The organism is Reichenbachiella sp. MSK19-1 (assembly GCF_003590315.1).
In the GTDB taxonomy this organism is placed as follows: domain Bacteria; phylum Bacteroidota; class Bacteroidia; order Cytophagales; family Cyclobacteriaceae; genus Reichenbachiella; species Reichenbachiella agariperforans.
Genome location: NZ_MIER01000002.1, coordinates 582,462 through 595,171, shown reverse-complemented (window position 1 = coordinate 595,171; position 12,710 = coordinate 582,462). Strand labels below are relative to the sequence as shown.

Below are 12,710 nucleotides of genomic sequence, written 5' to 3'. Positions count from 1 at the left end.
TATTTTAAACGGGGTCTACATCAAAATATAAACGCAGTGAATTAAATTCTTTCTTCTTCTTTAAGTCAATGCTCAATCGATACACCAATTCTTTAACCTTTTGTATACTCACCCCTTTCTTCTCCACCTTGAGAAACACTTCCTCAATATAGAGGTTTCGGATGCGGCCTATTACTGGCGTCTGAGGACCAAGCACTCGTTTCTTCCCTAATTCGGCCATCAATGTAGCCACATAAGCCATCGCTGCCTGTTGTAAAACATGCTGCTCTTTATGCTTCAACACGATTTTGATCATCCGATAAAAAGGCGGGTAATTAAAGCTAGACCGCTCAAGAATCTCCTGTTGGAAGAACCCTTTATAATCCCCTCTCAAAATCAACTGCAGAAGTCCTCCCTCTGGTTCTCCGGTTTGAATCACGACCAATCCTTTGTCATCCTTTCGTCCGGCACGTCCACTTACCTGCGTAATCAACTGAAAGGCACGTTCATGAGATCGAAAATCGGGAAAGTGAACGATGCGATCATAATCAAACACCCCCACCAATGACACATTATCAAAGTCTAACCCTTTGCTGAGCATTTGTGTCCCAACTAGGATATCCGTCTCCCCATTCTCAAAACGATCAATAATGTTTTGATAAGCATACTTGCTACGTGTCGTATCTTGATCCATACGCTGGATGTGTGCCTCAGGAAGTAAAATCTTGAGATCCTCCTCGATCTTCTCTGTCCCCACGCCTACGGTGCGAATAGCAGTAGAACCACAGGCCTCACAGGTAGCAGGCACAGCATCTTTAAATCCACAATAGTGGCACACCAGATGGTTCGAGTGCATGTGATAGGTCAAGCTCACATCACAACTCTGGCACTTGGGCACGTGATTACAATCATTGCAGATCAGGTAAGGCGAATAACCTCTTCGATTCTGAAAAAGAATCACTTGCTCCTTTCGCTCCAATGCTTGAGTGATTTCATCGATCAACTCAGGTGTAAAATCACCTTGCATACGCTTGTTCTTTCGAGAAGTCAAAATATTGGCAAGCTTGAACTTCGGTAAACTCCCTGAGCCAAATCGCTCCAATAGTTCCACCAAGTGGTATTTGCCATCCAGTGCATTTTGATAGCTATCCAACGAAGGGGTAGCCGTCCCTAGCAGTACATTGGCCTGATGTAGATTTGCCAACCAAATGGCGGTATCTCTAGCGTGATATCTCGGCGCAGGGTCATACTGTTTGAAAGAGGACTCATGTTCCTCATCGATGATAATCAAATTGAGCTCCTGAAAAGGCAGAAAAACCGACGAACGAACACCTGCTACCAAATTCACCTTACCCTCGTTGACCTGATTCCAAATCTCCACCCGCTCATTGTCCGAGTATTTAGAATGGTAAATTCCCAGCTCACTACCGAACACTTTGTGCAGTCTAGCTACGATCTGGGTAGTCAGTGCGATCTCTGGCAACAGATAGAGCACCTGACCTCCACTCTCTATGGCCTGTTTGATGAGCTCAATATAAATCTCAGTTTTCCCACTCCCCGTGACTCCATGAAGCAGCACTGGCTTATTGGCCTGAAAACCTTCAGTAATCTCTGACAAAGCAGCCAACTGCCCCTCCGAAAGCACCCCTTCATGACTGGGTCGTCCCACACTAGAATCTAATCTCGACACGATCACTTCATGCTCATGAAAAATTTCATTCTTGCAGAGTGTTTTCAGTGCGGAAGCTGATACACCTGCCTCAGTCAATACAGACTTGTCTACTGATACAGTGCTGCGCTGATTGCCATCCATCCCAATCTGACTAAGATACTTCAGTAGTACATCGAGCTGTTTTGGACGTTTTTCTAGGTCAGCAAAAAGCGCTTGGAGTTCTTGCTCAGCATCAAGATATTTATCATCCAATACGATTATTCGTTTCCGTTTAGGCTTGTACTTGTCTTTGACTTGTTCATAGAGTAGAATTCGCCCTTTTTGGATCAAATCCTTGAGTACAGGATGTATCATTTTGATTCCTAAAACAGCAGCTACATCCTCGTATGACAAGCGATCATTCGTCTCTAACGCATCCAGTATTTTGTTTTCCTGATCAGAAAAAACAACATCATCTGTGGAAGTAAAATCTGGATTGAGCTGAATAAATGACTCGCTGTTAAGTTTAAGCCCACTAGGCAATCCAGCATTGAGCACTTCTCCGACCGTACACATATAATACTCTGCCATCCATGAAAACAACTTCAGTTGGTAATCATTAACCGATGGGTTAGTATCTAAGCACTCTATGATTAGCTTGGCCTCATACACTTTAGGTGCATGGGTATGTACGGCTGACACGATGCCTGTATATATCTTTTTTCGCCCGAATTGAACGATGACGCGACAGCCTGGCACGAGATAATCCTGCATGGCTCTGGGAACTCTATAAGTATAGGTGCCAGGTAGCGGAATAGGGATAATGACATCAGCAAAATAGGTGACAAAATCCTGCTGATCTTCTTCGTTTGAACTATTTATTTCTAGCTGACTCAAACAGCTTAGCTATGAATTTCTTTCAGTGCTTCATAATTAGAAGTCACGATCTTTTCGATTTCAGCCTCTCCGATGGCTGTGGACAAGAACAACGTCTCATACTGTGATGGTGCCAAATACACTCCACGTTCGAGCATTGCATTGAAATACTTCCCAAACACCTCCAAATCACTAGATTTAGCCGTTTCAAAATCCTTCACAGATTGATCCGTAAAGAAAATGCTAAACATAGAGCCCACAGCATTGATGCTATAATTGAGCCCGAGCTTGTCCATATTGGATTTGAAACCTGCTACGATTTTTTGCTGTGTACTTTCTAGCTGCTGGTATAACGACCGGTTCTCGTTGAGAAAGCGAAGCATCTGGAGACCAGCAGCCATCGCTACAGGGTTGCCCGAAAGCGTCCCAGCCTGATATACTGGCCCTTTGGGAGAAACCATGTCCATGATTTCTGTTTTCCCTCCATAAGCACCTACTGGCATTCCACCACCGATGATCTTACCCAGAGTCGTCATATCAGGAGTCACACCATATAATTCCTGTGCGCCACCTGGAGCTAACCTAAACCCTGTCATCACTTCGTCAAATATGAGTACGATTCCTTCTTCATCACATAGCTGCCTCATCGCTTGAAGATAGCCATCCACAGGCGTGACACAGCCCATATTTCCCGCTACAGGCTCTAGGATAATCGCTGCAACCTCGTCTTTGTTCTCGGCGACTGTAGCCTTCAGTCCTTTCATATCATTGTAAGCGACCGTCAAGGTATCCTGAGCCGTACCACGTGTCACTCCAGGACTATCTGGTTCGCCCATAGTAGCGGCCCCACTCCCTGCCGCAATCAAAAATGAATCTCCGTGTCCATGATAACAACCTTCGAATTTTATGATTTTATCTCGTTTGGTATAACCACGTGCCACGCGAATCGCAGACATAGTCGCTTCAGTACCAGAGTTAACCATTCGCACTTTTTCGATGGACGGTACCATACTACAAATCAACTCAGCCATCTCTACCTCCGCATAAGTCGGTGTTCCAAATGACAAGGATTTAGTAACTGCCTCTTTGACTGCATCAGATATCAGCGTATTACCATGACCCAAAATCATAGGCCCCCAACTATTGATGAGATCTATATACTGATTGCCATCTAAATCTGTCATATACGCACCAGAAGCAGATTCCATAAAGACGGGCTCTCCCCCTACTGCTCTAAATGCCCTCACTGGAGAGTTCACTCCTCCTGGTATTGTTGATTGTGCTTGTGCAAATACGCTTTTACTCTTCCCTTTTTCCATCACTTGGCTTATTTACTATTCTGAGTTCCGACTCACTAAACTGCGTCACCGGAACGTACTGATTATAATTTTTTGTATCATATAACACGCCCATAAAAATCTGTCCTGGCACGAAACCTTCTTCAACTGTACCCTGCTGAAAATAATTACCATATTTGATCATCAGATCGCCCACTAGGGTCATCAAGTCATACCCAATCATCACATTCTGGCTAGGCAGTTTCTTATATCGACTCATGTAATTTCTCCTGAAATCCATATAGGCCGGTTTCGTCATTTCTTCAAACATAGGGTCTATGTAGTACACGCCTAAACGCTCCATTTCTTCCAGTGTCAAAGTCTCCGAATCACGCCATTCGCCACGCCCAATAATTTTGGTACTATCTGCTCTAATCTCTAATGCGCTGATATAGTTAGAAGCAATCAAAGTCTCCGATGACGCTACATAGATATGACCTATACTGTCTGGAGCTATTCTAAAGAATTCCTCATAATAATCAATTACGTCCTTCTCTTTGATAGATCTTCGCTGTTTGATTATGCGCGTGGGGTCGTCATTCAATATAGAATCCTTTTGCTCTTCACTGTATCTACGTTCATATTTTGCGGTGAGCAAATCATAGGTCGCTCTCACTGTCGTATCACGAACAGGCTCCAGCATCACTACTTCGAACCCATGCTCCATGATACGCTGCGCATAAGTATAGGCACTCAGCGAATCTCTTTTGTTGTCTTCATAGAAGATCATCGCATTCTTATTGCTCACACTATCGATCGCTATCTGAGCAGCCGTCAATGCTCTGGCCTCTATACTGGAATTGAACAGAAAAGAAAATGGATTGCTACCGATCACCTCCGTACTGGTAGATAGCGGATTGATCATGTTAATTTTATTTTGGAAGCTAAAATCAGCTACTAGTTTACTAGGCATAGGAAATAATGGCCCGATGATCAAATCCATTCCTTTCATCTCTGGCATCATCAGTAGCTTAGCCGTCTCAGCAGAGTCTCTCCTCGTATCATAGGCTAACAGTTCTACTCGCTTGCCATCTTGGTTGAGCCTATCCGCAGCCTCTCTCATGCCATGAAACAAATCCATGACGAACCTGTTGCGAACGGTACGTCGTGGATTATCCAAACCATCAAACATAAACGGCAACAGCACCGCTACTTGATAAGTATCTTTAAGCTGGCTCTCTCCTATATCAGGTCTCCCAAATTCTGTTGGGTTTAGCTCAAATTTTTCAACAACGCCATCTAGGAGCGCATTATTTCTGAAGGACACGGGTTTTGATGCAATGCGTGTCGCAAGTGCTTTAGCGACAAGCTCGTCGTTAGGAAACTGATAATGCAGAATTTCTAACTGCTCTACATTGTCAATTTTAGCCAACTGCTGCGACATAAGTTTTGCCCCTTCAGGCAAACCAGATTTTTTGGCGTAGAGTACACCATTGGCTAAGTCATCTTCTTGAAAGTAAACCTCCGATAACCAGTAATTAACATCTGATTGATTTGGCCAACTAGGATATTTCTGCGACATCTGTAGCCACATGGATTTGGCCGTATATAGCTCCCCCGCCTCATAGGCAGACAAAGCATAGTAGAACGAAGCATAAATTTTGTACGCACTGGATTTAGGGTTAGCAGACACCTTGCGAAAATACTCCATCGCAAAAGTATAGTCTCCAGCCTGAAAGTACTCTTTTGCTTTGAGATAGGTAGCTTCATCCTCTTGAGCTACAGCAGAAAAATACGAGAAAACTATAAGGGATAAAAAAGCAAAGCCAAACTTTATAAGTTGCATCAAGCCGGTGGGTTATTTGTGAAAATAAAACGGCTTAAAACTATAAAATTTGGCTTTCGCAATCTATCAAATGCGGTAAATTATTTTACCACATCTACTTTCATCATGTTCGTTTTGGACTGCCAGTGTAGTGGCATAGCCGCAGTAGTCACGTAAGTATCTCCTGTTGCCAAATGTCCTTTTTCTTTCAATATCGCTACTAGATCATCGAATGTCTCATCGATAGGTTTCTGCGCATCATAGTAGTATACTTTGATACCCCACACTAGATTCAGTGAGTGCAATACTCTCTTATCATCTGTGAAGATATAGATATCAGCCTCAGGTCTGTTTTTCGCTAAACTCAATCCTGTGTAACCTGACTTGGTCATACCGATGATCGCTTTAGCACCTACAGCTCTACTCAGCCTACATGCCGAGCTCACCAACAGGCTACTAGCACCTAAATCCGTTCTACCTGACTCTTCCCATGGCTTGTTGAACACGGCGTCAGATGCTTTCTCTATCGCAGAGATACACTTCGCCATGCTACGTACAGACTCTACAGGAAATTTACCCGATGCTGACTCTGCAGACAGCATCACAGTATCCGCTCCATCAAAGATCGAATTAGCCACATCATTGGCTTCTGCTCTTGTAGGTCTAGGGTTATCAGTCATACTTTCTAGCATCTGAGTCGCCACGATCACAGGCTTGCCTAGGTTATTACATTTTTTAACAATGCTCTTTTGGATAGGAGGTACATCTTCCATCTGAACTTCCACCCCGAGATCACCTCTCGCTACCATGATCGCATCTGTTGCCTCGATGATCTCATCGATATCTGCTACAGCCTCTGGTTTTTCGATTTTGGCGATGATCTTAGTCGTCTTTCCTTTGCTTGTTATAATCTCACGAAGCTCTTCGATATCCTTCGCATTTCTTACGAATGAGAGCGCTACCCAGTCCACATCGTGCTCCAGACCGAACTCTAGATCCTCTCTATCCTTCTCAGTCAATGACGGAGATGAAATAGCCGTATCTGGTAGGTTAATTCCTTTTCGCGATTTCAAAACCCCACCATGAATCACCTTGGTCACTACTTCCGACCCATTAGTAGACACAACCTCTACTTGAAGATTACCATCATCAATCAAAATAAAATCACCCTCAGATACATCTGTAGCAAGTGGCTTGTACGTCGTACTCACCTTATCACTAGTACCCACGATATCCTCGGTAATGATAGTCAAGGTCTGACCAGAAACAATTTCTGCTCCTCCATTCTCCATCTCACCAATCCTAATCTTAGGACCTTGTAAATCCTGAAGTTTACAAACATTAGTTCCCAACTCTTCGTTGACCTCATTGATCGTATTGATTCTCTCCAAATGATCTTGGTGAGTGCCATGTGAAAAGTTCAATCTAAAAACATCCGCTCCTGCATGAATGAGTTTCTTGATCGTTTCTTTGTCTTCACTCGCTGGCCCTAAAGTAGCGATGATTTTTGCCCTTTTTGATTGCATCAATTACTGTTTAGTTAAAATAAAAAACTCTCCTTTTCCTTAATTTTATTGACGTCTAACTTGACCAAGGAATCTATTTTAGCTGCATTCCTCAGCTGGGTAAAGACAGTACTTAAATCCGAAGCTTCTTCAAACTCCTCTATCTTCAATAAGTAGTCAAAAGTTCCAAGTGACGGAACAAGTAGTTTTTGGGTCCCTGTTGGTCCGGGAATCAGGACATTCGACAATAGAGCGTATCGCAACAGATCGTCTTCAAACTGATAGTTAGATACACGAATCACACCTTGATTTTTCATCTCTATTTCTAAATCCGATTCCTTTTTCAATACGATCCCAAGTGCTTGATTAACAGCCCATGAAACCGTATATTCTTTGGATTTTGAAATTATTCCTATCAAGTGAAAGTCGTAACGATAATCTGTTCTCAACTTTAGCTTTTTCACTCTGGACATAATTGAGATTCAAAAGTGTTAACAATTTCAACAATATCAAACTTTCGTTGAAGATATTAATATTAGAATAAGCTTTTATTGATAATCCGTACACTGAAGCATCTACCCCTTCATAAAAACTACGTAAACATACCTAGTTCAACGACTCGCTATTTTGGTTCTCCTAAGGGCAGTTTAACCAACTGAATGGCCAATAGAGAAAGTAAACAATACGTAGAAAAATAGAAGAATCCACTGAGCAGTTCAGCCTCGATAAAACCGTTCGATTGTGAAGACAAAAACGCCATAAAAACCCCAACAACAAAGACATCTGCCATGGACCATTTACCTATCGCATGGACTAGTTTGAATAGTTTAATTTTCAGTCCAAATTGCTTAACCAGCAAGACAGAAACAACTACTACACCCTTGACTATAGGCACGACAATACTGAATAATAAAATCAACATCGCTACAAAACGATTGTTACTACTATACAACGTATCAATGGTTTGCAAAATACTCTGTGATTGGTCAAGAAAATAGGTCTTACCTAATATAGGTAGTTCGGTAGATACAGTAATGTTCAACATCGGAAAAGTGAGCCCTGGATAGAGTATAACCAAAGAGACAATGGTAAGGAAAAGAGCTACTATATTTCTTGCGAGCATATGAATCGGGCTACGTTTATAACCACAATAATAACTAATATAAGAATAATCCTAGTGTGATCTGACAGGAATCAATAAGCCCTAATTTCGTTCCAGAAATTGGGAATATTTACTTAATATTAAGTTCAACCAGCAATCTATCAACCTAAACCAAACAACTCGAATGGAGAAATATGATGTCTGTGTAATTGGAGGAGGGCCAGCAGGATACGCTGCGGCTATGAGAGCTGTAGATTTCAAAAAAAAGGTACTTCTAATAGAAAAAAATAAAATAGGTGGTGCAGGAATACAAAATGGTGCACTGTCTAGTAAAACATGGTGGGAGTTATCCAGAGAAGCCTACGCTCTTCGGGTACATTGCAAATCCACCAACGTCCCTAGTCCCGACCACAATTTTCAGATTCTCAAATCAGAAGTAGACAAAGCTGTAGGCAAACGCCGCGACCTTCTCGAGCATCACATGCACAACATCAATCTCAACAGTCAAGGGGAGTATTTCCACTATGTACAAGGAATCGGAAAAGTGGTCGGCAATACGGTCGTATCTATCAAAAAACTAGAAGGAGAAGATATAGAAATCGAGGCAGACAATATCATACTCGCCACTGGTAGTCGACCTAGAAAACTCGACAACATACCCATAGATGAAGAAACCATTCTGACCAGTGATGGTATCGAAAACCTAAAAAGCTTCCCTAAAAGTATCGTAATCGTCGGTGCGGGAGTGATTGGATGTGAGTTTGCTACCATCTTCTCCAACTTTGGACAGACCAAAGTTCACATGATAGACAAAGGAAACCGGATTCTTCCCTTTGAAGATTCGGACATTGTTGACATCATAGAAAGCAACCTGGAGAGCAAAGAAGTACTCATACATCGCAACTCTCAGCTCGTGGACATGAAAATTGAAAACGGCATGGTGGTCTACACACTGGAGTACAACAATGGGTCCAGAGAAATCTTCCATGTAGAAAAAGCACTCGTATCAGTAGGTCGAGTTCCTAACTACGAAAATCTAATCTCTGGATCGGTCAAAATCAACAAAGACAACAAGGGCATCATCGATGACCTTACCCAAACCTCCATCCCAAACATCTTCGCTGTAGGTGATATAACTGCTGATATAGCATTGGTAAACGTAGGAGAGCTAGAAGGCCGCTATGCCATCGAAAAAATATTTGGAGAACCTGAACGACCGCTCATCTACGAAAACATCTCTACGATCATGTTCTTAGCACCTGAAGTCGCAGGCGTAGGCCTCAATGAGGTCAAAGCCCGCGAACTAGGGATATCCTACAAGGTCGTTTGTTTAGATTATAGCTGTATATCACGCGCTATTGCAATGAGAAATACTGATGGGTTCATGAAAATCATTGTATCTAACGATGAAGAAATGAGGGTACTAGGTATGCGAGTAGTCGGCGAACACGCCTCTAGCTCTATCGAAGCAGTTGCGCTATTAATATCCATGGGAAAAGGTATCGGGGAGTTGGCAGAACTGATCCACCCTCATCCCTCTATCATAGAAGGTATCCAAGAGTGCGTACGTATGCTACTCAATAAATCCATGCTCAAACCAGGCGTCCTCCGCCAAGCTATGCGCTGCGCCAGTTACCACAATGGAGAATTGAAAAACGTAGAATTCATTTAACACATTTACCATGTGTGTGTTAAAACAAAAGGGGCTGAATTCAAGAATTCAGCCCCTTTTGTTTATTATTTTGTTAATTCCTACACCCTATTAATTTTGATCTGAAAAGTAAAATAAGAATATTCACTATTGACCTTATCAAACTTATAATTGAGTTTCTCTCCTGTCTTACGAGCCAACTGTATGAGCCCCAGCCCTGCCGTACCTTTATCCGAAAACTGACCATTACTCAATGTTTCCTTGTACAACGCTCTCAATCCATCTTTATCCGTCGTATTGACCTCATCGATTTTGGCTTTTAGGTCGTAAGTATTTTTTGTAGGAATAAAATTACCCGTAAGGATATTATAATATTTTTCTTTAGCTAAAACAGTAATCAATCCAGATTTAGCATCATGCTCTGACACTCCTTCGAACTGCCCCTTGATCTCATCCATATGATGATAGAGATTATGAACCACTTCTACAGCCGCGCTATAAAACAGCTTTTGCACCTTCTTGTCAGACTCTACCTGAGCGACCTTTCTATCCAAAGTTTCTATCACAGAAGTCACCAAGTCGAAAGTAATAGCTCCCTTATACATCAATAGGATATTCTCATTATATATCTTATTGTATAAATCGAAATCATTAACATCCTTGACCTGCTTACTTGACTTAGTCTCTTTATTTGCCTGATCGATCATTTCTGTCTTTTTGGTTTGTTCCTCTTTCCATTCATCAAACGCACCTAATATCTGTTTTGATAGTTGATTCATAATCGAATGAAAGCAAATCCCACTTTCCTTTAAAAGTACAAAAATATAATATTATTCTCTAAATAATCAAAAAGTTTAAAAAAGCAGAGACAGATACTTCATAGTAGTTTCAAAATTTGACTTAATTACAAATCTTCCTTGACATAATACATATCTTTAGACCGTGATAAAGAGTCCAAACATAATCTGGCTAACTGCCTTCCTTATTGCGTATTCCTTTTTGTCGAGCGGGTCAGACCTATCTTGGGAGACTTTTCAGAAAAACGAACAGGGCGAAATCACGATCTACTACCGGAATACTGACCCCTTCTTAATCGTTCACGAAAATGGCACGTTACGCGGGCTCGAGTACGAGATGCTGGTAGGCTTCAAATACTACCTTCAGAATAAATACGGTTATAATCTTAAATTAAATTGGAAGAAAAAAAACAACTTCAGAGAAATCTATGCCTACATCCGAGACAGCTCGCAGATAGGTGACCTGGGGCTAGACATCATCTCCAAAATCCCTGAAAGAGAAAAAGAAGTGAAGTTTTCAGCCCCCTATTTCCCTGACATACAAGTATTCATTACCAATCGAAAAGCTCCCACCCTCACCTCTAGAAAAGACTTCTCTACGCTGTTCAGTGAATATCAAGGCATAGCAGTACCAGCTACTACCTATGATATCTATCTGAGAGAGCTACGTGACAAACATAATGTGGACTTTAACATCACTCATATCAACTCCAGCAATGACATCATCCAGACTATTGCTACCAATGCAAACACCTTTGGTTACGTAGATTTACCGAGTTACATCTTGGCCCTCAATAAAAACCAAAATATCAAAAGACAAAATCTTTTATCAAAAAAAGGGTTTGGCTATTGCCTCATTTTTAATATAAATAGTGACTGGCATACCCCATTCAATGAATACCTCTCTAGTGAGGAATTTGAGATCCTAAAAACAAAAGGGATACGAAAGTACTTGGGTGATGATGTCAACCAGCTAATCCACTCTATCGCAGAAGGCGAAAATGAGGACGTAGTACTATTGCAAGAAGAGAAAAAATTCATAAATCATGAATTGGATGAAAAAGAAAAACAAGCCGCAGAGCAAAATCACGTACAAAACATCCTACTCATATCTATAGTTCTGGTTCTAACCATCGCTTATTTCCTCTACAATAGCAATCGTGTAAAATCTAAAGCAAATGAGATTCTAACCAAACACCGCCAGATGATAGAGCAACAAAACATATTACTCTCACGGCGAAATGAAGAACTCGTTAGTCGAGATGAGGAAAAAAACAACTTCATCCACATCCTATCCCATGACTTGAGAGCTCCGATCAATAATATCACAGGGCTATCTCAAATCCTGACAATGAGTAAAGAAGACCTAAATGCGGATCAACTGCGAATGATCGAACATATCGCTACCGAGTCTAGTCGTCTCAATAAAATGGTCACACGGATACTAGATATTGAAAAAATAGAATCGAAAACTTCCGAACAGTTCGAACGGATTAACTTGAGTCAGATTCTACTCCATGTCATAGGCAACTATCAAACCCAAGCGTTATCCAAAAAAATTGAAATCGTCACTGACTTGGCGAATGAAATAGCAGTCTTGGGAGACGAACAATACCTATTCCATGTATTTGAAAACCTCCTATCTAATGCCATTAAATTTTCACCGCACGGCAAAAAAGTATATGTAAACCTAGTTGCGCAAAACCACCTAGCCATTGCGAACATTTCAGATGAAGGCCCCGGCATGACCGCTTCGGATCAGCAGAATATGTTTAAAAAATTCCAAGTACTGACTGCAAAAGCAACCGCAGGCGAACGATCCACAGGTCTTGGTCTCTCCATAGTGGATAAGTACATTGGTCTTCTCGGAGGAGAACTAAGTTGCGACTCTGAACCCAATAAGGGCACTACATTTACAGTTAAGTTGAGTCTAGTATAAACCGCTTCTAAAAGCTAAACTAGACCACTCGTTAGACCCATTTTCGACAAAAATGAACATAAAAAAAGCGAAGGACATGAGTCCCTCGCTTTACATTATATCAATTTT

At 41.6% G+C, this 12,710-nt stretch carries 9 protein-coding genes; 2 read left to right on the top strand and 7 right to left on the bottom strand.

Annotation, left to right across the window (positions count from 1 at the left end; translation table 11 throughout):
* Nucleotides 1–4 precede the first annotated feature (4 nt).
* The 6 genes from priA to BGP76_RS02630 form a co-directional block, all read right to left on the bottom strand.
* Entirely contained in the window at nucleotides 5–2,527 is a 2,523-nt protein-coding gene (gene priA / locus BGP76_RS02655) for a primosomal protein N' (RefSeq protein ID WP_119843494.1), read from the bottom strand.
* Nucleotides 2,528–2,532: 5 nt separating this feature from the next.
* Nucleotides 2,533–3,825, bottom strand: coding sequence for a glutamate-1-semialdehyde 2,1-aminomutase (hemL, locus tag BGP76_RS02650; RefSeq protein WP_119843493.1), 1,293 nt, complete (start codon nucleotides 3,823–3,825; stop codon nucleotides 2,533–2,535).
* Complete coding sequence (locus BGP76_RS02645; protein WP_119843492.1) at nucleotides 3,806–5,629, bottom strand: hypothetical protein; 1,824 nt, start codon at nucleotides 5,627–5,629, stop codon at nucleotides 3,806–3,808. Before BGP76_RS02645 ends, hemL begins: the two co-directional genes overlap by 20 nt.
* Nucleotides 5,630–5,709: 80 nt before the next feature.
* A complete protein-coding gene (gene pyk, locus BGP76_RS02640; RefSeq protein WP_119843491.1) occupies nucleotides 5,710–7,134 on the bottom strand; it encodes a pyruvate kinase in 1,425 nt (474 codons plus the stop codon).
* A 14-nt stretch (nucleotides 7,135–7,148) separates the two neighbouring features.
* Nucleotides 7,149–7,577 (bottom strand): IPExxxVDY family protein, encoded by a 429-nt coding sequence (locus tag BGP76_RS02635; protein ID WP_158584015.1) that lies wholly within the window; start codon nucleotides 7,575–7,577, stop codon nucleotides 7,149–7,151.
* 158 nt (nucleotides 7,578–7,735) lie between these two features.
* Nucleotides 7,736–8,236, bottom strand: coding sequence for a paraquat-inducible protein A (locus tag BGP76_RS02630; protein WP_119843490.1), 501 nt, complete (start codon nucleotides 8,234–8,236; stop codon nucleotides 7,736–7,738).
* A 163-nt stretch (nucleotides 8,237–8,399) separates the two neighbouring features.
* Here BGP76_RS02630 and BGP76_RS02625 point away from each other — a divergent pair, with 163 nt between their 5' ends.
* Nucleotides 8,400–9,887, top strand: a complete 1,488-nt coding sequence (locus BGP76_RS02625) for an NAD(P)/FAD-dependent oxidoreductase (RefSeq protein ID WP_073119569.1) — start codon at nucleotides 8,400–8,402, stop codon at nucleotides 9,885–9,887.
* Nucleotides 9,888–9,967: 80 nt separating this feature from the next.
* On the opposite strand, the gene BGP76_RS02620 is transcribed toward BGP76_RS02625, so the two are convergent.
* Nucleotides 9,968–10,645, bottom strand: coding sequence for a SiaB family protein kinase (locus BGP76_RS02620; RefSeq protein ID WP_073119570.1), 678 nt, complete (start codon nucleotides 10,643–10,645; stop codon nucleotides 9,968–9,970).
* Nucleotides 10,646–10,808: 163 nt separating this feature from the next.
* Here BGP76_RS02620 and BGP76_RS02615 point away from each other — a divergent pair, with 163 nt between their 5' ends.
* Nucleotides 10,809–12,602, top strand: coding sequence for an ATP-binding protein (locus tag BGP76_RS02615; RefSeq protein WP_119843489.1), 1,794 nt, complete (start codon nucleotides 10,809–10,811; stop codon nucleotides 12,600–12,602).
* Nucleotides 12,603–12,710 lie beyond the last annotated feature (108 nt).